Here is a 22,993-nt window from a genome sequence, read left to right as displayed (position 1 = left end):
TCAAGGACGTCGAAAGTCTACTTAGCAGCCGCCCCTGTGAGCTTACTCAGTACACCACTGACTTTGGCTAACACCTCGTCACACCCTTCAATCTTGTGGCGCTCTTTTAAATACATTGGGTTGTTGTAAGCGAGCCAAGTTTTGCCTTCTGCATCTTCATAAACCAACACTTTTTGCGGCAAATCGATCGCGACTTCTTGTGCGCATTGCATCAGCGGCGTGCCCACTTTGGGATTACCAAACACAATCACTTCGGTTGGACGTAGCGCCATATCGACCTTAGCCGCATTCTCTTGGTGATTCACACGTGCAAACACGTTTAAGCCCTTACTTTGCGCTATTTCGACAAACTTATTCGCGGTATCTTGCACCGAATGTTGACTCGCGACTCGTACCACACTTTCTTCTGCCAAAGAGGAAAATGACGCCAACGCTGCGACTAATCCTACCGTTATTGCTTTTACCATCTGCTGATTCCTTATGCTTCGATCTCACTACCCAAAAACTATAGAAGCCAAGCCCCAGACTCGCGACCTGTACGTGTTTGATTTTCGGCTTTCCTTATCAACAATAGACCGACTCAGAGTGAAAATTGATTCAGATTAATAAAGCGTTAATCAGTCCAACATTAAAACCGTGAAGCACATAAAATACGTGACCTATTTTACTGAGTAAGAGATAACTAGTGACACGCGATCAATTTGAGTTATTAGCCCCGGGCGGCGATCTGGATTCCATCAAAGCTGCCATTGCTGCGGGTGCCGATGCTATCTACTGCGGACTAGACCGTTTTAATGCCCGCAACCGAGCGACCAACCTCACTTTAGATAACTTGAATGGCGTGCTGACGCTAACTCATCAGCACAACTGTAAGATCTTCCTGACTCTGAACGTATTGATACTGGAAAGCGAAATCCCAGCCATCGTGCGTTTGCTCAGCCAATTAAACACCACCGCGATTGATGGCGTGATCGTGCAAGATCTTGGTTTGGCTTACATTCTCAAGAACCATTTCCCAGATTTAGATGTACACGCTTCAACCCAGCTCAACACGCACAATGAAGGACAGATCTTGTTCCTAAATCAGTTGACGGCGAGCCGTGTGAACCTCTCTCGTGAACTGAACATCAATGAGATCAAACATCTAGCTCAGTTTGGTCGTGAGCATGATGTGATGATGGAAGTGTTTGTGCACGGCTCTTACTGCATTGGTTTCTCTGGCATTTGCTACATCAGTTCTGCGCGAAACGGTGCTTCGGGCAACCGTGGTCGCTGCGGCCAGCCTTGTCGTGAGCAATACGAAACCACCAAAACAGGCAACAGCTACCCTCTCAACATGAAGGACAACTCAGCATTTGGCGATTTAGAAGCACTTGCCGATGCGGGCGTATATTCATTGAAAGTGGAAGGCCGCATTAAGAAATCTCACTACGTTTACACCGTGGTCGATAACTGGCGGAAACAGATTGACCGCTTGTGTGATGGCGTAGAACTGTCAAACGACACCAAAGAGTTGTACACCGTATTTAACCGTGATTTCTCTAACGCGTTTTTGCAAGGCGATTTCGGTAAAGCGATGTACATCGACAACCCTCGCGATCACGCCGTAAAACACTTCTCGAAGATCTACAAATGCGAATCCGCCGATGATGTGCAAGGCGTGAAGAAAAAGCTCTACGACGACAAAACCGCAATCATTGAGAAGGTTGCAGAGAAGACTCAAGATTTTGATGTGACTTCAACGCAAGCCTCTGGCAGCAGCCTAAAAGGCGCGATTGATGTACCGACTTTACCGACGCTACCTCAACCAGATATGCGCGAAGGCGCTCCGAAGCTATCTGTCTTGATTTCATCACTAGAAGACACCGCACTATGCGAATACAGCAATGTCGATGTGTATTTCCAGCTACCAATGGGATTGGCAGGTGAACTGAATGCGATGATTGAGTTGTTCCAAGCAAACCCAAGATTGAAACCTTGGTTCCCTGCGATTCTGATTGGTGACGATTACCAAGCCGCACGTGCATTCTTAGAAGCAGTGAAGCCAGAATTGTCGATCACCAATAACTCTGGCGTGGGCATGTTGGCTCAAGAACTGGGATTAGGTTGGGTTGCAGGCCCGCAGATGAACACGGTGAACTCCTACTCGTTCAAATGTTTGCAAGAAGAGTTCGCCGCAAGTGGTGCGTTTATCTCTAACGAGCTGAACATGAAGCAGATGCGCCACATTAAGCGTCCGCACAACATGCGCAGCTACTACAGCATTTACCACCCAAACACACTGCTGACTAGTCGCCAATGTTTGTTCCAACAAACCGAAGGTTGCCGCAAGATTAAGGTAAATAAAGGCTGTTTGAAGCGTTGTGACAAGCGCACATCGATCATCAACCTAAAAGACAACCCATATGTGGTACAAAAGCAAAAAGGCAGCCATAACGCAATTTACAGCGAACATAACGTGCTGAACCTGCAAGTACTGCAAGATTTGCCGCAACTGTTTACAGACGTGCTGATCGATCTGCGCGACATCCAGACAGAAACCAAAGTCACGATGACCAAACCTGAATTGATCGATGCCTTTACCGCTCTGCTGAATGAATACAATGAGCAGCATGTTGAAGCACTTAATACCGCGATTCACCCGACGGCAAACGCTCAATACTTGAAAGGCTTGTAACGGAATCTCATCGGATTCACCGCACAATTTATGGAAGACTTATGCACCCAATGAAGCAAGAAACACTGAGCTACTTTGATGATTTGAACTACAGCGTGATGGCTCAAACGGAAGCGGTTTATGAACTCAAACAAAACCGTACGGGTTTAACCGTTGAGCTTAACTTTTCAGTGCTTGGTAAAGGCGAATTACCCGCAGAAAGCGAACAAAGAACCGATAAGAAGCTGTATTTCATTGATATTGAAGACATCGAACGCATTGGGTTTGAAGCACTCGAACCCTTCGTGGCTGGGCTTGGTGAGCATTGTTCTATGGTGGTGTTTGAAGAAGAGTTCTTTGAACAAAGCATGAAAGAGATGTGGATGTTCCTATCGAACGATCCGCGTGATCGTGACGTCTTCAACGACAGTAAATTCTATCGGGCTTAATACCCACATAATAACGGTTGAAATGCCATAAAGATAAAAAGGTGCTAGAAGACCTAGCACCTAGGTAAACATGTCATCGGGGGGAGTTTACCAAATATAATCAGTTGTTAGGGTCAACAGACCCTAGAGCTTTCCTTCACTTCCGCACATATGGATCTTATCCATCACCACCTGTTTCATCGCCGCTTTACCAGGCGTGATGTATTTACGAGGGTCGTTTGCGTCAGGGTGATGCGCAAAATGTTGTTTGACCGCATTTGAGAACGCGATCTTCAGCTCAGTCGCCACGTTCACCTTGCACACGCCAAGGTCAATACAACGACGAACCATTTCATCAGGAACACCTGATGCGCCATGCAGTACTAACGGAATATCGACAACACCACGGATTTTATCTAAGCGGTTAAAGTCGAGTTTAGGCTCCGCTTTATACAAGCCATGAGCTGTGCCAATTGCCACAGCTAACGAATCAATACCAGTACGGCGAACAAACTCCGCGGCAGAAGCTGGGTCGGTCATTAGTGCATCGGCACTGTCGACAATCAGATCGTCTTCTTGACCGCCTAAACGACCTAACTCAGCTTCGACACTTGCGTCAAATCGGTTACAGTATTGAACCACCGAGCGCACAATCTCTATGTTCTGATCAAACGCATAATGCGAACCATCAATCATTACAGAACGAATACCGTGATCGACCTTAGTACAAATGTCTTGTAGGTCTTCATGGTGATCAAGATGAAGAACTAACGGGATCGAATGCTTATGTGCAGCTTCTTTACAAATACTGATCAGGTAATCGGTACCCGCATAATCAAAAGTTCCCGGCGTGCCTGCGAGAATCACTGGAGAGCCCATCTCTGAAGCGGTTTCAACAATGACTTGGACCGTCTCTAAGTTATGAATATTAAATGCAGGCACCGCATAACCAGCTTGTTGGGCACGTTTTAGCATTTCACGGGAAGAAATTAGATACATAAAGCCTCCTGACTTGGTACGGATGCATCAAACACAAGACGCCCATTGACCCAAGTTTTTACAATTGAGAAATCTGATTTAACAGCGACCATAGATGCGCGCTTTCCGGCTTCTAGGGTGCCTAATTGGTGTTGCAAACCTAACGATTGAGCCGGAGTTAACGATGCCATCAACCAAGCTTGCTCTAGTGGGATGTTTAGCCATTTATGAATATTTTTAACTGCTTGCGGCAAGGTCAAAGTGCTGCCTGCCAAACTTCCACTTTCTGTAGTAACGACGCCGCCTTTCATTTGCACTTCGTATTCACCAAGCGTGTAGCGACCATCAGGCATGCCTGTCGCACTCATAGCATCGGTAATCAGCGCCATGCGTTGACCACAACAGCGATGCGCGACATCTATAGCAGCAGAGTGAACGTGATGCCCATCGGCAATCATTTCGACATAGCTGTTGGGATGGATAAGCCCTGCCCCAACGACTCCTGGATCTCGGTGATGTAGACCCCGCATGCCGTTGTAGCAGTGGACAATGCCATTTGCGCCAGCATCCAACGCCTGTTTCACTTGGTCGTAACTCGCATCGGTATGCCCAAGCATCACGTTAATACCCTGTTTATTCAGGTAACGAATCGCATCGATTGCCCCGTCTTTTTCTGGAGCCAGTGCGACGGTGACGAGCTGGTCATCACAATAAGAAATCCACTGCTCCAACTCTTCGACCGATAAATCTCTAAACCATGTCGTCGGGTGCGCGCCGCGATTCTTCTCGGTGAAATAAGGTCCCTCTAGATACGCACCTAAGATCTCAGCACCATCAACGCCATGTCGTTTACTCACAGCAACTTGCTTTAACGCGGCACGAATTTTTGCCACAGGAGCGGTTACGGTTGTGGCAACAAATGCGGTAACGCCCAAGCTTGCGAAATAGCGAGACATCGTATTGAGGCTGTCATGCTCGGCATCCATAACGTCACAGCCTTTGGCTCCATGCACATGACTGTCAATCAGGCCGGGTAGTATGCTCACCTCACCTAAGTCAATAAAATCAATGTGTTCATGAGAGTTGAATGGCTCAACAGAATCAATCACCCCATTTTCGTCGATGCGAATTAGCCCATCATCAAGCCATCTATCACCTTGCAATACACGCTGAGCTCGGTAGCAAGAATGCCTTGCACGATCTTGTTCAGATGCCATCTTCTTCTACCGTTCCCACATGTTTAGCTTTCTCAGCCATTTCAGCACTCAACGAGGTAATGCCACGATGCCCACAAGCCAGCGCTTGATCGCGAAACTCAGCGAGATCGAGTTCATCGCGTTCCAAAAGCATCTCAGCCGCCATCTGCATGTTTGTTCCCGTTACAACCTGGACATCGTCACGCTCTTGACTGATCAGTGATGCAGTACGAAAAGGTGTACCTCCCAACAAATCAGTGAGGAAAACAATACCTTCGCCAGAATCAACTTCATTAATCGCCTCGCGCATTGACACTTCCAGTTGCGGAGTCGTTGCCTCTTCTGGAAAGTCGATAAACTTAAATTGAGGTTGCTCCCCAATAACCTGAAACACCGCTTTGGCAAGACCGGAAGCAAACCCTCCGTGACCAGATAGAATTACAGCAATCATTTACGTTTCCTTAATGGGGCAGAGCACTCCACCCCAATGTTTTGTGTGTCCAATGTGATTTATAAGAAACCCATAAAACGCCCAACAACACCTAACACCACGGTGATACCGATAAGTTTTAGCGGGCTCCAACCACGCTTGACGAGCGCGTACATAGCTAGGGTGTAGACCAATGGAAGAAACGCTGGCATGAGTTTATCGATCACATCGCCTTGCAGTTTCACCACAGCATCACCGGCGGTAATTTCTGCGGTCGTCGATAGACGAACATAAGTCGCCACCAAAGCACCGATCACCGTCATACCTACCATCGAAGCCGCATGTCCGACTTTCTTCGTGTTGGCTTTGATAACAGGGATAGCAGCAACCCCCATGCGATACGCATAATGTGCGAGACCAAATCGCAGACCAAAATGCACCACGTTAAACAGCACAATAAAGAACACCGCACCCATGATGGAGCCTTGCAGCGCAAGGTCTGCACCGATACCGCCACAAATAGGAAGAAGAGTCAGCCAGAACATCGCATCACCGATGCCACCCATTGGTGCACCAACCGCGATCTTAGTGCTCTGAATACTGCTGACGTTTTGCTTGGAGCGTTCCATCGCCAGAACGATCCCCATGACAAATGTCACCAAGAACGGGTGAGTATTGAAGAACCCCATATGACCTTGCATTGCTTTAGATAGGTCAGCTTTATTGGTGTGAATCTTCTTCAGCGCAGGCAGTAGTCCGTACAACCAACCAGAAGCCTGCATACGTTCGTAGTTGAAAGACGCTTGGAGTAGGAGCGAGCGCCACGCCATACGATTGATGTCTGCTTTGGTTAGATCTGCACCAATCTCTTTATTTTCATACTCATCTTCAGCCACGCCAGGAGCTGGCTGCACATCAACATTTTGGCTACGAAGGTCGAGTTCGTTACTTACATTAGATTCCATCTTCAAAGTCCTCAGCAGGTGCAGTTACAGGAGTGGGTTCCGTTTTACGCATGAAGTCGATAATGGCCATGGCCGTCGCAGCCGCGGCAATCGCTAAGATTGGCAGTTGAAGCCAAGCAGCAGCGACGAAACCAAGGATGAAGTAAGGGATGTAGGCGTTCTTCATCATGATTTTCATCAAGACAGCAAAGCCAATTGCAGGCATGATGCCACCAGCGACGCCTAAGCCATCAATGAGATCTTTCGGTAGTACTTCAACGATTTTCCCTGCATGTTCAGCCCCAAGATAAACGGGTAAGAATGCACACAGAAAGTAGAAAGAACCGAGTACAGCAAGTGCCATATAGTTCACGCGTTCAATACCATTGGTATCCGCATTTTGTGCGTACTCGTCACACTTAGACATGACCGCTGACATTGCAGAGAAGAGCAGCGTAATGCCCATCTGTACGGCAACGGCGAAAGGCACAGCGACACCAACCGCAACATTTGGCTCGACTTTGGTTGTAATCGCGAAAGCCGTACCCACGATGGTGCCGATGATAACGTTTGGTGGTTGAGCCCCCGCAAGAGGGGCAAGTCCCATCCAAATCAATTCAAGCGTACCGCCAACCAAGATACCGGTTTGCAAGTCGCCTAAAATCAGACCAACAAGTGGACCAAGCACCACCGGACGGTGGAAGTGAGTAAGACCATTAAATAAATCTAGGCCAGCAAAAAAGGCTAAGATGCCGAGCATCAAGGCCTGTAAGAGTCCTATTTCCATGATTTCTTTCCTATTGTTAGATAAGAGTAAAGAGGTCAGTCGCACTTTCAGTTGGCACCCCTTGGATCGTGCATTTCACCCCTAGTGCTTTTAATTTTTCAAACTCCGCAACGTCTTCAGTTCCGACTGAAACCGTCTTGGCAATTTGCTTTTTTCCCTCAACGTAGTGCATGTTTCCGACGTTGATATTGCTAATTGGCACACCGCCTTCCACCAATTGGCGGAAATCTTTTGGTGTGCGACAAACCATTAGAATTCGTTGGCGTTCAGCCGCTTTATGGATGGTGTCGATGGTCTTTTTCACCGTCCAAAATCGGATTGCGATGCCATCTGCTAGCACCATCTCCATTAAGTTCTGTTGAATGGTGTCTTCTGCTACCTCATCGTTCACAACGACAATAATGTTGGCATCCGCAAAACCTACCCATTGCACACCCACTTGGCCATGGACGAGGCGCTCATCAATACGACTTAACACGATATTTGGCATGGTCTATTCCTTTTCGAATCCGTTACTTGTTGAATGGGTAGATGGTGACACCTTGCACCACACGATTGACTTCACCGGTTGGGCACGGATTGTCCGGTCCAAATCCCAGTTGAAGTGATTTTTCAAATGCCAACATTTGGCAGAAGAGAATGAATGGGAAGCACAGCCACTGATCGCCCAAATCCAATCTCCCAAATTCAAAAACATCGTCTTCGTTGAGAGACAGTTCTGTGAGAGCAATATGAGCTAATGCTTGTTTGTCGCGGCGGATCTCATTGAATAAATCCAAATCGTACCCACGGGTATAAGCGTCACTTGATAACAACTGGATCACGACCGCTTTATCGTTAATGGTGAATTTAGGACCATGGCGGAAGCCAAGAGATGAGTCGAAAGCCGTCATCACTTTACCTGCACTTAGCTCAAGCGATTTGAGTGATGCTTCACGGGCAAGCCCAGCAAAACCACCGCTACCGATTACGATTAAACGCTCATAAGGCTGGCTGGCGAGCGCCTTAATAGCAGACTCCCATTGCTCTAACTTGGCTTCGCAAAGTGCTGCTACCACTTCAATTTGTTCATGCCATTGTTTTGGAGATTGACCACCAAATAACGTCAGCGTAGACATCAACATACAACTGAAGCTCGATGTCATCGCAAAGCTCTTATCATTTGAGCCTTCAGGCATGATCACGCAGCAAGCATTTTGTGCAGTTCGAGCGTAATGAGAGAGTTCCCCGTCACGGTTACACGTCAAGAACAAGTGATGACAATGAGGAACAAGCTGATCGACAAGAGCAACAGCAGCAACACTTTCCGGGCTATTACCAGAGCGGGCGTAAGAAACGACCAACGTCGGACGACTTGGGTCCAGATACTGTTCCGGGTTTGACACTAAATCCGTGGTTGGGATGGACTCAACTTGAAATCTCAGCCCCTCTTGAATAAATGGTGCTGCCGCATCGCCGACAAATGCAGATGTGCCCGCACCAGTCAAAATAATGCGTAGGTCTGGCTGCTCAAGCAGAGGCGTTAGAAAATCGCGGATTGCCTCATACTGCTCTTCTAAAATGGTAGAAAGTGCTCGCCATAACTGAGGTTGATGACTGATTTCTTGAGCCGTATGAACACCATTACGTTGTTCTAACCATGGCAACTCATAGCCTAAAACTGAACTCATTTGGTCGTCTCCTTGCTAGCCACTGAATTGGCGTAACAGGCTTCGGAATAGACTTGTGTCACTTCCATTATCTTGTGCACGACAATCTCAGCAGGTTGATTTTGAATTTGATGTTGAGAAATTGCCTTAGCTTGGTTGGGTAAATATTGGCTAAGGATTGTGATTGGCAGAGGGTGAGCAGCTAAGTTGTCAAACAGAGCTTGCTGCGCCGCTTTAACCTCTGGATGATTCCAGTAGTAACGGATGCGATCACTCAAGCTGTAGCTGCAATCGAGATATTGTTGATGCCCTTTGCTGGAGTAGTGAGAACGCCAATAATTAGGTTGCTCTCTCATCACTTGTTCTATGGTTTCGCGTAAGTGAGAAGCATGATGAGCGCCTAACCACTCTTTCTCCGCAGAATCCAGACCATACAAGGCTTCACGCAAAGCAAATGTGAGAGCTGGACCGACTTTGAGAATCGCAAAATGATCGCGAATTAGTTGGTGATATGCCTCTGGGTTTTGGTAATCCGTAGAATGCGCTTCGAAGACCAGATTTGGTTGGCTGTCGATCATATTGCTTAACGATCGCGCTGCCGCACTGTGGTAGTGATGTACTGAGTGGTGATCAAATTCCACTCCTGGTTGCACCACTAAACCAATCACACGAGGCCAAACATAGCTAAGCCCCATATCACTGACCGTTTGATGATGAGCATTTAGCGTTGCCAATGCTTCTTCCGCTTTCGTCACTTGAATACCTTCTTCTTCAAGCGACTCAAGAGCACCTCCTGGCGTTGGAACTTCCGTGCCAACCACATACACTGGCGCTTCACCACCGACTGTTTTCCATGCTTGCTCTGCCACCAAACATAACTGGGCAGCGCGCTGCGCCATTAGCTCTTCACTCAGCGGAACCTCGTCATCGGCACAAGGCATTGAACAATCGAGATGAATCTTCTTAAAGCCCGCGCAAACATAGTCTCGAATCATTTGCATTGAATATTCCATTGCTTGGCTTGCTGGCAAGTGCTGCCAACAGTTAGGACCAAGATGATCGCCACCCAATACCACGTTCTCAGCAGGAAAATTAACCCGCTCTGCCAAATCAAATACGTGGCTCGCGAAATCTTGTGGCGTCATTCCGGTGTAGCCACCAAACTGATTAACTTGATTTGACGTTGCCTCAATCAAAACCAATTGCTCATTTTGCGCAGCCTGCTTTATCGCAGCTTCAAGTACTAAGGGGTGAGCAGAACACACAGCATAAATACCGGTAAGCTGACCTTGTTTGTGTTGCTCGATTAGGGAAAGTAACGCTTTCATTTTGATTCCTAGTTAACGATTTGATCCGCAATGACGACATCTACGCCAAGTTCAATAAGGGATTGGTGCGTGTTATGGGGAATGTTGCGATCAGTGACCAAGACGTCGATCTGGCTTGCAGCTCGGATCATGCAAAAGCTTTTGCGACCAAATTTGCTTGAATCGGTGACAGCAATGACTTGGCGAGCAACCTCACACATGGCGCGATTCACCTGAGCTTCTTGTTTGTCTGGCGTAGTCACGCCAGCAAGCAGGTCGAATCCATCCACGCCCAAAAACAGCTTGTCAAAAAGGTAAGATCGAATTTGCTGTTCACCATGGTTACCTATCAGTGAACAAGAAGCGCGACGCAGGCTACCTCCAACCACATGTAACTCAACGTTTTCCATCTTGCTAAGTTGGTAGGCGGTATTGAGGGCATTGGTCATCACAACCAATTGCTGCTTATTGACCAAGTACTGTGGCATAAGACCTATCGTGGTTCCGGAATCCAAAATGATCGCTTCACCATCTTGAATAAGGCTCGCTGCAGCCTGTGCTATCGCTTGTTTCGCACTGCGATTAAGTTGATCTTTGCGGTAGAGCGGTTGGTCAAAGGCAAAGTTAGGGTTGAGTGTTGCGCCACCATAACAGCGAAAAACACAGCCTTCTTTTTCTAGAAGATTCAGGTCGTGGCGAATGGTGACAGCCGATACATTGTAATGCTCGACAAAGTCGTCCACTTTTCCTGAACCATGACGACAAATATGAGCCATGATTTGCTGTCTTCGTTCTGCACTGTTCATTCACCAACTCTCCTTTCGTTCCATTTCGCTTTCCGTTAGAAATGTTTCGATTTTCTTTTCGTTGGTATTAAAACAGGGCGAAGTTAGGAAAAGTGAAAGCTAGATCACAGTCATTTTTCTTTCGTTTTTACCCCAAAAAACCTTTCACTTCATGAAAAACGAAAGGCTTTTCTTTCGTTATTAAATTGAAAGTAATCACAAAGGGGCGCATAAAAACTCACTTTCGATACAAAGAAAGTGAAAGGTAGGATGAAATAGAGTTAACAGCTGTCGTTTCGAACTACAGCCTGCGCAAGATCACAAAATGCAATATCGGTTATTTTTTTGAAGGTCGATGAAGTCGTTAGAAGGCGTTTTTTTGATGCTGAAGTTGCACAAAGGTTTAAGTCGATCAGAAATAGTCTTCACGATATTGATAGAAAAACCAATATCACTAATCACTAATCACTAATCACTAATCAACAATACGTACATCAACGCCCATTGAAGTGAGATGTTCAAAGTAATCGGACGGGATACCACTGTCAGTAATGAGCATATCAAGTTGCTCTGGTCGGGCAATAAGGCAAAAACTCTGACGAGAAAACTTTGATGAGTCGGTTACGGCAATAACGACTTGTGCCGCGTCAAGCATTCTTCGATTAATGTCAGCCTCACCCTGATGAGGAGTCGTGACGCCAGTGGATTTGTCAAAGCCATCCACACCTAAAAAGAGCTTGTTAAAGCGATAGCCTGCGAGGAAGTCCTCACCACTCAAACCGTGGACGGAATAAGAATTCTCACGCATGGTGCCTCCAGTGACCATAACAGAGACATTACTTTGATTGGCAAGATGATAGGCGATGTTAATGCCATTAGTCATAACGACAAGATCATTCTTACCTTTCAAGTGATAAGCAATTTGCTCTGTGGTTGAACCAGAGTCGAGAATGATTTTATCGCCGTCCGCAATCAACGAGGCAGCATACTCTCCGAGCTTCGCCTTGATATTACTGTTGAGCTGCTTTTTATCATTGAGAGGACGTTCAAACGCAAATTGATTATTCAACAGTGCTCCGCCATAACAACGTTTGACGCAGCCTTGTTTCTCTAGATAGTTGAGGTCATTTCGAATGGTCACTTCTGACACATCATATTGCTTGGCAAAGTCACTCACTTCACCTCGCTGGGCGTTCTGGATGAACCGCAAAATCTCTTTGCGCCTTAATGATGCGTTTAATTTCATAAAAGTTGATCACCGATAATAAGCTATAGATGTAATGATAGGTACTCATATCTGTTTATAATGCAACCTTTCTTTAATGCTATCAAATTGAAATCGAGAGCGTATTCACGCCAAAAAAGACGATAGCATGGCTGTGAGTGTTATACGCTTCAAACTCACATCAACATTTCTTGAACACTCGCCTTGCACTGACTACAATGGCGCACTTTTTTTAATGACTTCAAGGTCACAAACATGACAGATACAGCTAAACCAGCTCTACCAGATCGCCTAGCGGGTAACCCACGTAGCCCATTCTTCATCAAAGAATGCTTCGAGCACCAAATCGGTATTCGTATCAACGGCCAAGAGCGTACTGACGTAGAAGAATACTGCATCAGCGAAGGTTGGGTAAAAATTGCTTCTCCTAAAGCAAAAGACCGTTTCGGTAACCCAATGCTAATCAAGCTTAAAGGCGAAGTTGAAGCGTACTACGTGTAAGCTGACCACGCTGAATGTATTTGAAAGCTCGAGTCTGACTCGGGCTTTTTTAATGCCTGTCATATCCCCTTCTCGTTTAATCTATTCCCTCTTCTTTTCAGTACAAGTTATTAAGAAATCGATGTAAATCGCTGTTTTTATCTGATTGTTGTCTAAAGTTTCTAAAGAACGAACTGCAATAGTGATTGCCAAAAGAAACGACACCTTTTGAATACAGGGAGAGGAAATGGAAAGCCCACTTGTCACACTCAAACACGCCAGCAAAAGCTTTGTCGATGGCAAAGAGACACATCGCGTGTTGGAAGGCGTCGACTTTACGTTGAACACAGGAGCGAGCGTTGCGCTGACGGGTGCAAGTGGTACCGGCAAAAGTACCTTGCTCAATGTCATCGCTGGCTTTGAGCCGCTTTCCGATGGTGAGTTGTGGTTAGATGGCGATAACACGGCGGCTTGGAAAGACCCACAATGGAGCCGATTTCGACATCAAAAACTCGGTGTTATCTTCCAGCAATTCAATCTATTAACGCCGCTCAACGTGCAGCAAAACATCGCCTTCCCTCTGCATTTGAATCAACAAAAATGGAACGACTGGTGCGATTATTTGGTCGAGACTCTAGGCATCAGCCAACTGCTCGATAGACATGTTTCTGCCCTTTCCGGTGGTCAACAACAACGAGTCGCTATTGCGCGCGCATTGGCACACAAACCTAAGCTTCTACTCGCCGATGAACCCACAGGTAACCTCGACCAAAAAGCAGGGCTAGAAGTAATGAAACTGCTCAGTGAAATCACCACCCAAGGCAATACGGCAGTGCTGTTAGTCACCCACAGTCCTGACTGCGCTGAGTTTATGAAAATACGGCTGCGATTGGATAATAGTCAGCTACAGAACAGTCATCAAGTAAACAAACATGAGCTTCGCCATGAAGCAAGCTAAGCTATCAAACACCAGATTTACTCATACTCGACTCGCCCTGAATCTGTTTGTAGCGCACTATCGGCAGGCGCCATTGCAAGCCGCCGCAATTCTGGTCGGTATCGTGCTGGCTGTGACCTTGTTTGTTGCGGTGCAAGCCATCAACCTCAATGCCAAGCGCAGTTATGCGGAGTCTACCGAGCAGCTTAGCGCACAAGCTCAGAACCTAATTATTCCATCAGCAGGGCAAAACTATCTGCCTGAATCGCTCTACTTCACCCTTAGGCAAAACGGACTCAGTGCAGCGCTACCTGTAATCGAAGGGCGAGTGAGAGACGAACAAGGGCGTCGCTGGTCAGTACAAGGTAGCGAGTTAATTGCCGCCATCTCTTCGCGTTCTCGGTATTCTACAAACGGAAAGTCATCAGAAAACCAACAAAACGTGTCTTTGTTCGACAGTGCGTTACCTTTACCTGAGCTTTTGGCTGGGAAGCCGATCGTAATGATGAGCCAATCTCAACATCAAAACTTAGGGGAGGTAGAAACCCTAACTCTGGACGACATTCCAACCCAAGTGGTGGTGCTACCTGACGAATGGCAGTTAGGTAGCCGAATGTTGATGGACATTGGCTTTGCCCAGCAACTGCTCAATAAACAAGGACAGCTCAGTTACATTGCGGTTTTCCATTCGGGTGATAAAGGGAATAAAGACACGCAAGCAAAATGGCAGAAGCTGATTGGCGATCAAGGGCAATGGATTTCCAATAATCAAAGTACAGACCTTGGCTCGCTGACCGACAGCTTTCACCTCAATCTCACCGCAATGAGCTTACTCGCCTTTTTAGTTGGGCTGTTCATTGCTTACAACGGCGTAAAGTACAGCTTGCTGAAACGCAATCGGCTGTTAGTGCAAATTCAACAGGCGGGTGTTGCGCCGAGCATTGTGTTCTCTTCGCTGTTAGTTGAACTCACTCTTCTCGTTACCATCGGCGCTTCCCTCGGTTTTGTATTGGGCATGCAGCTTAGCCATTGGTTACATCCGACTGTGGCGCTGACTTTAGAACAACTTTACGGTGCGACACTGCTGCCCGGCACTTGGCAGTGGCAATGGTGGGCGCAAGCATTGCTGCTCACGTTAGCCGCAACCCTATTGGCGTGTTGGCAGCACTTTAAACAGCGAGTGCGCCAACCGCTCTCCTCTCATGGTGGATTTTATCAAGCACCTGAAGCCTCTAACGAAAACCAATTGTTCGTGATAGGTGCTGCGTTGACGACTCTCGCACTCGCAGGGTTATGGCTGAGTGAGCATCACCGCTTCACCATGGCGTGGCTCGGCGTGCTTGTAGTGTCGATTCCTTTGTACCTACCCAAAACACTCAGCGTACTAGCCAATTGGTGTGGGAAGCGCACCACTTCCGGTTTGATGCAGTATCTGTTTGCTGAGTTGCGCGAGCTGATTTCTCCGCTTTCTCTCGCCATGATGGCACTGCTACTCGCCGTTACAGCCAATATGGGCATGAATACACTAGTTGGCAGCTTTGAATCCACCCTAAAACAGTGGTTAGAACAAAGGTTGCACGCCGATATTTACGTCAGTCCTGCGCAAGGAGAAATCGCTGATGTAGAGCGCGCGTTAGGGCAGTTCGACAAGGTTGAGGCCATCTACAAGCAATACTACGTCGATGATAACCTGCAAGGCTTACCGATTTTGCTTGGCACCAAAGACAAAGACACCTTAGAGCAAACCATGGTATTCAAATCGCACTTGGAAAACTTCTGGCAACGCTTCTACCAAGGTGAGTTGATCGCCATCAATGAACCTACTGTGGTCAAACTGGGTTTATTACTGGGTAGCGAACTCACGCTTGATGCCATTCCAAATAAGAACCTACTTGTGGGTGCGGTATTCCACGATTACGGCTCACCCAACGGTGAGGTCTTATTAGCACCAAAGCTATGGCAAGAGAGCGGCTTTACCGACTTGCCGACAAGCCTTGGCATTAAAGTCTCAGGTGACCCACAAATCGTCTACGAGCAACTGCGCGAGCAATTGAATCTGCATCCAAGTCAGCTCTACGATCAGGCGCAAATCAAATCCATCGCGTTGGATATATTCTCGCAGACCTTCGCCATTACGCGTGCGCTCAACGGCGTGACGTTGATGGTCGCGGTGGTTGGCTTGTTCAGTGCTTGCTTCATGTTGCTCGACGCGCGTAAAGCCGCCATTGCAAGGCTGTATGCACTTGGCGTTAGTCGTCGTAAATTAATGACCATGGTGGTCGGACAGATCGTCGCTCTGGTCAGTTTTACTCTGATTATCGCCCTGCCCCTCGGTGCCATGGTGGGTTATGTTCTGACAGACATCGTCACCTTGCGCGCTTTTGGTTGGAGCTTAAATTATCTGTGGAATTGGAGTGATGCCCTCAGTATTGCGGCGCTCACCATCTTGGTGGCGGTGATTGCAACCTTGGTTCCGCTGTGGCGATTGGTCAGCAAGCCTGTCGTATCCAGTTTGCAAAGCGAGGTGTTGTGATGGTTCGATTGGCAAGCAAACTTACTCTGTTCATAAGTAGTCTGTTCCTATTTGGATGTGAAGATCCCCAACAAAAAAATATGGGCACGTTGCTGGGCAGTGGAGATCTGCAAAGCGAGAGCAACCCATTCACACCCGTGGAAAAAGGTGTCGAACTGACCTTCCCGGCAGACCATCAAGCACACCCGAATTTTCGTCATGAATGGTGGTATTTAACCGCTAACTTAATTGATGAAGATGGCACTCAACTTGGCGTTCAGTGGACACAATTTCGCTTTGCTGCTGCGCCGCCAACGGGCGAAGATGACGTGAAGAAAACCGAGTGGCAAGCTCAACAAATCTACATGGCGCACAGCGCAGTCACGACAACGAACAAACACTACGCCGATGAAAAATGGTCACGCGATCAAGCATCTCTCGCTGGCGTCGACACTTCACCATTTCGGGTTTACCTCGATGATTGGCAGTGGGCCTCTTCAACCAACGACCTCTTCCCTGCCACGTTGAAGGCGAGCTCCGAACAGTTTGGCTATTCGCTGACGCTTACCAACACTGCACCGTATCAAAAGCAAGGCGAGCAAGGGTACAGCACCAAAAGTGCCGATGGTCAGGTGGCTTCGTATTATTACAGCCAACCGTTTATTGATGTCTCCGGTGAGGTCACGATCGACGGCGAAATCCATCAAGTGTCGGGCAAAGGCTGGATAGACCGAGAGTGGAGCTCGCAATTCTTACTCGACTCACAACAAGGCTGGGACTGGTTTGCCCTAAGGTTGAGTGACGACACCAGCTTGGTGGTGTTCCAATTGCGAGATTCCAAAACCGGACAAGCCAGTTACTCCAGCGCAAGGCTGATGCAGCAAGATGGTTCTGGCATCGCTGTCCCACAAAAAGACATTCAGTTAAAGGCAACCAATCAAACAGAAATCCAAGGGCGAAAGTATCCAACCCAGTGGCAAGTGTCGATTCCTAACCAGCAAATCGAGCTAACCGTTTCTGCACTCAACCCGAACGCGAAAATGCCGCTTTCGGTACCTTATTGGGAAGGCCCGGTGCGTATTGATGGCTCTCATTCTGGGACTGGTTATATGGAACTCACTGGCTACTGAGCAAATAAATTTCCGTACACAACCTTGGTTATTCGATTCATAATGATGAAACCGTCACCCCCAAGAGCTGTTGAATGCCCTCATGAGCAATATGATTTCGCCAATCCGACAAGTGCGACTCATTTTAGGTGAGCCGTGTCGAGCGCTTGAATTTTCAGACATCCAAGAAGACCCATACATCGAACCGCATCGTCACGAGTACTGGGAAATCGTGTGGTGCTTGGATAATAGCGGAACGCAGAGCATCGATTTCGTCGAATACCAAAACCGCCTTGGTCGCTTGTTTACCATTTCACCAGGGCAGGTTCACCATTCCGAGTTCATGGGTAAAAACATTCGCATGTTGATATTCCGTCCTGGCTTTGCTGAAACCAATCCACGCAGCACACAGTTGGTGAATAGCGTATTTTCTACGATTGAGCGACCGCCGTACCTCGATTGTAGCGACGAGGGTTTTCCCTACCTAGAATCGATTTACACCCTAATCAAAGAAGAGTGTGAAAGAGAGGATTGTGATTGGGACCTTGTCGAATCACTCATCAACAGCTTTCTACGCTATGCATTGCGCTTTGCTAAAACACCATCCCAGAAAGGTGAACAGAAAGACGCTCGCATCGTGCAGTTGATTGAATTAATCGAACTGCATTATCGCGAACAAAAGAAATGCCAGTTCTACTCCGATACCTTAGCTCTCACCAGCAAACGTCTAAACGAATTAGTGAAAGCTGCCAGAGGCAAAACGGTCACGCAACTGATTCATGACCGAATCATATTAGAAGCCAATCGAGAACTGGTGTTTTCGACGAAAACCGTCAAGACCATAGCGTTTGAATTGGGCTTTGATGACCCTGCGTATTTCAGCCGCTTTTATCGGAAGCAAAAGGGAGAAACGCCCGCAGAGTTTCGTCTCCGATGTTTAGATAGTGCAATATAATGGGCGGATAATCCCTTTTCGCTACGCTTGAATGTACTGATAATACCCGAACATAAATCCACCACATTCGGGTATTTTTCTAATCCATGGCTATCAATCTAAAAACTGATCCCATTTCAAAATCCTTTTATCAGTATCTATGGCCAGCGCTCACTGGAATGGTGATTAAATCACTGTTCATCATGGGTGATGCGTTATTTATCGGTTTAGGCGTCGGTCCCGATGGGCTTGGCGCTATTGCCTTGGTGATTCCACCTTTTTCCATTTTTACTGCCATCGCCATGATGGTTGGCATTGGTGGCGCTGCCAAAATGTCGATAGAAATTGGTAAAGGCAACACAGAATCCAGCCAGATGTGGTTCAGCCAATCCATGTTGATTACCACTCTGTTATCCACTATTACGGTGACGCTCGCTCTCATTTGGTTGGATGAATTGATTGCCTTGATGGGCGCTTCAGGCAACTTGGCTCAGCTTGCTCATGATTACCTAATCGTGCTGCTGCCCTTCTTTGTCCTTTACTCGCTGGCTTGGGTGTTGTCTTGCTTTGTGCGTAACGACACCAACCCGAAATTAGCCACCTATGCGATGTCGATTGGTGCCATTACCAACCTCGCTTTTGACTACCTGTTTATCATTGAGATGAACATGGGGATGAAAGGCGCAGCTTATGGTACGGCCATTGCTCAAGCAGTCATCGCACTGATTTTGCTGACTCATTTCGTGGGTAAGAAAGGCTCATTAGAATTCAGTCTGAAAGGCATCGGCTTAAGCAAGACTAAAGAAATCTTAAGCATCGGTACTCCAACATTCTTTATCGAAGTCACATCCGCGATGACCATCGTGCTGTTCAACTACGTGTTGCTGAGCCAATTCGGTGAAAGCCACATCATTGCCTATGGCTTAACCACCAATGTCGGTGTATTCGCTCTGTTTGTGATGGTCGGTATCGCGCAAGCTTGTCAGCCAATCATCAGCTTTAACCACGGCGCAGGGCGACCAGAACGCATTGACGAGATTCTAAAATTGGGAATGAAAGCAGCCATGGGCAGTGGCACAGTCTTTCTTTTAGGTATCTGGCTGTCAGCGCCACTGATTGCCTCGATTTACTTGGGTAACGCAAATGACTTAATCCCTATCGCCGCAAGCGCACTGACGTTCTACTTCTTCGGCGTCCCTTTGATGGGGTTAAACATGGTGATTGCCAACCTGTTCCAAGCCATTGCCAAGCCAAAACAAGCGACGCTCATTTCCTTATGCCGAGGGTTTGTGTTTGTCGCGCTAGGTGTATTGCTACTGCCTAAGTTCTTCCCGCAAGACGGCATTTGGGCGAGCATAGTATTTGCAGAAACGCTCACTGCGGTGATCAGTTTGAGCATGTTATTCAACTACCGAAAACGCGCAATGGAACTAACAATTTCCTTGGCAAGCAGTTCCTAGTTCAACCAAGCTCAGCCAAATGATAAACTCGGGTTCTATTTAATTCTGTGATTAAAAGGAAATGCGATGAACCCGATTATTGCGCTGCTAAAAGAGAACAACATCAGCGATGAGCAAATCAACGAGATTTTTCAGACTCTGACGCAAAACCCTCTAGCGGCAATGGCAACAATCAGCCAACTAGGTTTGCCACAAGACAAGCTACAAATGCTGATGGCGCAAGTGATGCAAAATCCTGCGCTAATCAAAGAAGCCGTAGATGAGTTGGGATTGGATTTCTCAAAGGTTGAAGAAGCAAAAGAGAAGCTTCAAAGCCAAAACCAAGGCAACTAAGTCTTAGCCATTTAGCGCTGAATATAGAAAAGGCCGTTAACCCGAGCATGTGGGTTAACGGCCTTTTTTGTTCACTACTTTGTTTTTAGCTACTTTTTTGTCGGCTAATAATCAGCGATTTAAAGACGCGAATTGTTCAGCGGTCATACCGTAGTAAAGCTTGTCGTCAAAGCCTTGCTCTCGTTTGTAGTAGTCTTTCTGACGGCCTTCTTGAGTAAAACCATTTTTCTCTAACGTCTTGTAAGAACCAGCATTAGAAGCGTAGCAATCGGCATTGACTTTATGGGCGTTTAGCTCAGTAAATCCAATCTCGGTCATCATTTGGCAAGCGCGAGTCGCAACGCCTTTGCCCCATGCACAAGTTGGTAACTGATAACCCACTTCGTAGTTGCCAGTTAAGAACATCACTGCGGTCACTGCACACATTCCCATGTACTGACCTTGTTGGTCACGAATCACGAACGTTGGGCTATCTGGCCAAACATCGTCTTTAATCGCTTGTGCCGTATTTTCAATAATAGGGCCAAAGAAGCCTTCATATAGGCTGTTGTCAGCAGGTGCGAAGAACAGATATTGATTGACCTTATCGTCGTTCAACATCTCGATAATATCTTGTAGATCAGAGCCTTGAATCAGTTGAATAGTCAACGATTCGTTAAATGGGATGGCTTCGCCTTGTTTTAGTTTTTGATATGACATGTGTTACCTCGTTATCTGCGGAAAATAGTAGCCCAGCGGATAAGAGAAAAATTGGATTTTTGCGACAATTTTCGGGCTGATTAGCAATGTATTACGACTCAAAGTCGCCATAGATATCGATGGTTAAGTCACGCTTTTTCAAGTATTTGCTTGGCGTTTTTCTTAGCTGATGTTTGAGGGTACGAATCAAATGCGATTGGTCACTGAAACCAAATTGTTGGGAGAAACTCGCCCAATCAATCGCTTCTTGTTGCTTGTAGAGAGTCAAAATCATCTGCTCCAGACGTGCCATTTGTTGATACTGCTTAACGCTCAACCCCACCACCTGCTTGAAACTGCGCTCAAGCGTTCTGCGAGAACAGGCGCACTGTTTGGCTATCTCATCAATATCCATCGCTAACTCAGGTGAGCGTAGCGCCTGAGCATCCATCACGGACACCGCTTTTTGCGATGCCAAAAACGGTTTGATACGGCAAGGTTCGATATCTAACGCATCTAAATGTCGCTTGATATAGTCCAGCAAACATTGCGGTGAATCCTGCAACTCTAACTGCCATAGACCTTGTTGAAAGCGCTCATCAAACGCCGTGTTGAGCCAATCAAACCATTCGCATTGGTTAATTGCTGCAACTTGGGATGCATCACTAAACCGTGACTCAATGGCATACAAACCCTCTGGACGAAAGGTGATACCAATACGCTTGATGGGTGCCCTATCTTCCAACAACAGCAAATGTTCGTTAGCCGTTAATAAGTGGCAGCCTTTGCCAGCAAGCTTAATGTCCCCCGTGTCGTAACTGTAGCCTTGCTCTGGTGGCGTAAAGAGTAAATGAGCACGCGGGTTTGGAATAAGGTGCGGCTTGGGGTCAATGACTTCACCCTCTGGCACTTCCAAGTACCAAACTTGATGAATGAGCCATTCGTACTCTGGCAGAGACTGTTTCCAAGCTATCATGATTGTCCTAGCGGTTAGTAAAGATAATAAGCGCGACGTTTTTGCTTCAACATCTGTTCGTTGAGTGTGACTGATTGACGCTCATCTCGCCACGCATTTCTCACCCTGCTCCCTTGCAAGCTTGTTGGATTGCGGTAGGCTTTGAGCAGAGAAAACAAGCTGAACAGAACAAGGAAATCCCCCGATGCGCGTCGACTACCACCAACGACTGGTTCCTGTGATTCGTTATTTAGAACAACACTTTAATGAACCACTCAACCTGCCAGAAGTGGCCGCGCTGGCGAACCTTTCTCCTTATCACTTTCATCGTACCTTCAAAGCCGTGCAAGGCGAGACATTGGCTGATTTCATTCGACGTTTGCGTCTAGAAGCCGCCGCCGATGACTTATTCAAATCCAAGCAACCAGTATTGAACATTGCCCTAGAGTACGGATTTTCTAGCTCACAGAGCTTAGCCAAAGCCTTCAAACAACATTATGGCGTTACACCTACGGCCTTTCGTGACTGCGAAAACTATCAGCAATTTTCTGAATTAGCACGAAACAGCAAGATTGGACACACGTTGCGCAAGAATGGAAACGAAGTGACACCAAGCGATTCATATACTGGCTCTGAACTCACCAAATGGAGCACGACAATGGAAACGCAAAACTTTGAAAAAGCAAAACTGGCTTACATTCGCGTAAACGGCCCCTACGGCCAAGGCTATGAAGAGCCGTCAGGTCGCCTGTATCAATGGGCAGGAATGAAAGGTTTGGCAGGCAATACCTGCATCTTCATCTACCATGACAATCCTGAAATCACGCCAGACGAGAAGTGCCGTACTGATATCTGCTTGATGGTGCCAGAAGACACGGAAGTTCCGAAAGGCATTGAGCTGCAAGACTTCCCCGGCGGTCAATATGCGGTGATGCGCCAGCACATTACTGACCCGAGCCAATACTCAAAAGCGTGGGATGATGTCATGAGCAAGGTAATTGAATCCGGTATTGAGAACGACGACCGCCCTTGCTTTGAGCTTTACCACAGCTTCGACCCACAAACGCACCATGCAGACGTTAGCTTCTGCACCGCCATCAAATAAACCAAAAGCCTGCATCGTTGAAGTGACCCCGTAAAGTTGGACATTTCTGTTAAGCGGCTTTCAAGGCCTGAGTTCGATACTCTATCGGAGTCAGGCCTTTTAGCT

23 protein-coding genes are annotated in these 22,993 nt (G+C 47.1%); 10 read left to right on the top strand and 13 right to left on the bottom strand.

Annotated features, from left to right (window positions below; all coding sequences use genetic code 11):
* Positions 1–17: 17 nt before the first annotated feature.
* Positions 18–467: a DUF302 domain-containing protein gene (locus tag VJL_RS09580; RefSeq protein WP_038877489.1), complete on the bottom strand. Its 450-nt coding sequence runs from the start codon at positions 465–467 to the stop codon at positions 18–20.
* A 218-nt stretch (positions 468–685) separates the two neighbouring features.
* On the opposite strand from VJL_RS09580, the gene VJL_RS09575 reads away from it, so the two are divergent.
* Both VJL_RS09575 and VJL_RS09570 read left to right on the top strand, forming a co-directional pair.
* Entirely contained in the window at positions 686–2,677 is a 1,992-nt protein-coding gene (locus VJL_RS09575) for a peptidase U32 family protein (protein ID WP_038877486.1), read from the top strand.
* 41 nt (positions 2,678–2,718) lie between these two features.
* The gene (locus VJL_RS09570; RefSeq protein ID WP_038877483.1) at positions 2,719–3,105 is read left to right on the top strand and encodes a hypothetical protein; all 387 of its coding nucleotides are present in this window, start codon (positions 2,719–2,721) and stop codon (positions 3,103–3,105) included.
* Between the two features lie 123 nt (positions 3,106–3,228).
* On the opposite strand, the gene VJL_RS09565 is transcribed toward VJL_RS09570, so the two are convergent.
* The 10 genes from VJL_RS09565 to agaR (VJL_RS09520) all read right to left on the bottom strand — a co-directional run bounded on the left by VJL_RS09565 (position 3,229) and on the right by agaR (VJL_RS09520) (position 12,406).
* On the bottom strand, positions 3,229–4,083 hold the full coding sequence (locus VJL_RS09565; RefSeq protein ID WP_005448957.1) for a tagatose bisphosphate family class II aldolase: 855 nt from the start codon (positions 4,081–4,083) through the stop codon (positions 3,229–3,231).
* Positions 4,074–5,279 carry an N-acetylglucosamine-6-phosphate deacetylase gene (gene nagA, locus VJL_RS09560; protein ID WP_038877481.1) on the bottom strand — a complete coding sequence of 402 codons (1,206 nt, stop codon included), beginning with the start codon at positions 5,277–5,279 and terminating at the stop codon, positions 4,074–4,076. Before nagA ends, VJL_RS09565 begins: the two co-directional genes overlap by 10 nt.
* A complete protein-coding gene (gene agaF / locus VJL_RS09555; RefSeq protein WP_005448952.1) occupies positions 5,269–5,709 on the bottom strand; it encodes a PTS galactosamine/N-acetylgalactosamine transporter subunit IIA in 441 nt (146 codons plus the stop codon). Before agaF ends, nagA begins: the two co-directional genes overlap by 11 nt.
* Before the next feature lie 59 nt (positions 5,710–5,768).
* Complete coding sequence (gene agaE, locus VJL_RS09550; protein WP_005448950.1) at positions 5,769–6,653, bottom strand: PTS N-acetylgalactosamine transporter subunit IID; 885 nt, start codon at positions 6,651–6,653, stop codon at positions 5,769–5,771.
* Positions 6,643–7,419 carry a PTS N-acetylgalactosamine transporter subunit IIC gene (agaW, locus tag VJL_RS09545; RefSeq protein ID WP_005448948.1) on the bottom strand — a complete coding sequence of 259 codons (777 nt, stop codon included), beginning with the start codon at positions 7,417–7,419 and terminating at the stop codon, positions 6,643–6,645. Before agaW ends, agaE begins: the two co-directional genes overlap by 11 nt.
* Positions 7,420–7,435: 16 nt before the next feature.
* Positions 7,436–7,909, bottom strand: coding sequence for a PTS N-acetylgalactosamine transporter subunit IIB (agaV, locus tag VJL_RS09540; protein ID WP_005448946.1), 474 nt, complete (start codon positions 7,907–7,909; stop codon positions 7,436–7,438).
* A 22-nt stretch (positions 7,910–7,931) separates the two neighbouring features.
* Complete coding sequence (locus tag VJL_RS09535) at positions 7,932–9,089, bottom strand: SIS domain-containing protein (RefSeq protein ID WP_005448944.1); 1,158 nt, start codon at positions 9,087–9,089, stop codon at positions 7,932–7,934.
* On the bottom strand, positions 9,086–10,396 hold the full coding sequence (locus tag VJL_RS09530; RefSeq protein ID WP_038868861.1) for a D-tagatose-bisphosphate aldolase, class II, non-catalytic subunit: 1,311 nt from the start codon (positions 10,394–10,396) through the stop codon (positions 9,086–9,088). The genes VJL_RS09535 and VJL_RS09530 overlap by 4 nt, the downstream gene beginning before the upstream one ends.
* Before the next feature lie 8 nt (positions 10,397–10,404).
* The gene (gene agaR, locus VJL_RS09525; protein ID WP_038877479.1) at positions 10,405–11,181 is read right to left on the bottom strand and encodes a transcriptional repressor AgaR; all 777 of its coding nucleotides are present in this window, start codon (positions 11,179–11,181) and stop codon (positions 10,405–10,407) included.
* Positions 11,182–11,635: 454 nt separating this feature from the next.
* Entirely contained in the window at positions 11,636–12,406 is a 771-nt protein-coding gene (gene agaR / locus VJL_RS09520; protein ID WP_038868859.1) for a transcriptional repressor AgaR, read from the bottom strand.
* 234 nt (positions 12,407–12,640) lie between these two features.
* Between agaR (VJL_RS09520) and VJL_RS09515 the strand changes: the two genes are divergently transcribed.
* The 7 genes from VJL_RS09515 (at position 12,641) to VJL_RS09485 (ending at position 20,150) form a co-directional block, all read left to right on the top strand.
* Complete coding sequence (locus tag VJL_RS09515; protein ID WP_005374689.1) at positions 12,641–12,886, top strand: DUF3297 family protein; 246 nt, start codon at positions 12,641–12,643, stop codon at positions 12,884–12,886.
* Between the two features lie 226 nt (positions 12,887–13,112).
* A complete protein-coding gene (locus VJL_RS09510; protein WP_038877477.1) occupies positions 13,113–13,823 on the top strand; it encodes an ABC transporter ATP-binding protein in 711 nt (236 codons plus the stop codon).
* The gene (locus VJL_RS09505; protein ID WP_038877475.1) at positions 13,810–16,335 is read left to right on the top strand and encodes an ABC transporter permease; all 2,526 of its coding nucleotides are present in this window, start codon (positions 13,810–13,812) and stop codon (positions 16,333–16,335) included. Before VJL_RS09510 ends, VJL_RS09505 begins: the two co-directional genes overlap by 14 nt.
* Entirely contained in the window at positions 16,335–17,444 is a 1,110-nt protein-coding gene (locus VJL_RS09500; protein WP_038877471.1) for a lipocalin-like domain-containing protein, read from the top strand. The genes VJL_RS09505 and VJL_RS09500 overlap by 1 nt, the downstream gene beginning before the upstream one ends.
* Before the next feature lie 82 nt (positions 17,445–17,526).
* The gene (locus VJL_RS09495; protein ID WP_081634949.1) at positions 17,527–18,378 is read left to right on the top strand and encodes a helix-turn-helix domain-containing protein; all 852 of its coding nucleotides are present in this window, start codon (positions 17,527–17,529) and stop codon (positions 18,376–18,378) included.
* An 86-nt stretch (positions 18,379–18,464) separates the two neighbouring features.
* The gene (locus VJL_RS09490; RefSeq protein ID WP_038877469.1) at positions 18,465–19,817 is read left to right on the top strand and encodes an MATE family efflux transporter; all 1,353 of its coding nucleotides are present in this window, start codon (positions 18,465–18,467) and stop codon (positions 19,815–19,817) included.
* Between the two features lie 66 nt (positions 19,818–19,883).
* Entirely contained in the window at positions 19,884–20,150 is a 267-nt protein-coding gene (locus VJL_RS09485) for a DUF2999 family protein (RefSeq protein WP_004746427.1), read from the top strand.
* A gap of 111 nt (positions 20,151–20,261) precedes the next feature.
* On the opposite strand, the gene VJL_RS09480 is transcribed toward VJL_RS09485, so the two are convergent.
* Positions 20,262–20,849 (bottom strand): GNAT family N-acetyltransferase, encoded by a 588-nt coding sequence (locus VJL_RS09480; RefSeq protein WP_038877466.1) that lies wholly within the window; start codon positions 20,847–20,849, stop codon positions 20,262–20,264.
* 91 nt (positions 20,850–20,940) lie between these two features.
* Positions 20,941–21,804: a helix-turn-helix domain-containing protein gene (locus tag VJL_RS09475; RefSeq protein ID WP_038877463.1), complete on the bottom strand. Its 864-nt coding sequence runs from the start codon at positions 21,802–21,804 to the stop codon at positions 20,941–20,943.
* 184 nt (positions 21,805–21,988) lie between these two features.
* Between VJL_RS09475 and VJL_RS09470 the strand changes: the two genes are divergently transcribed.
* Positions 21,989–22,888, top strand: a complete 900-nt coding sequence (locus VJL_RS09470) for an AraC family transcriptional regulator (protein WP_020195560.1) — start codon at positions 21,989–21,991, stop codon at positions 22,886–22,888.
* The last annotated feature ends 105 nt before the right edge of the window (positions 22,889–22,993 follow it).

Origin of the sequence: Vibrio jasicida CAIM 1864 = LMG 25398 (genome assembly GCF_000400365.1) — a bacterium.
GTDB lineage: Bacteria > Pseudomonadota > Gammaproteobacteria > Enterobacterales > Vibrionaceae > Vibrio > Vibrio jasicida.
Note: the sequence above shows the minus strand (reverse complement) of the source record. Positions and strands in the feature narration are given on the sequence as shown.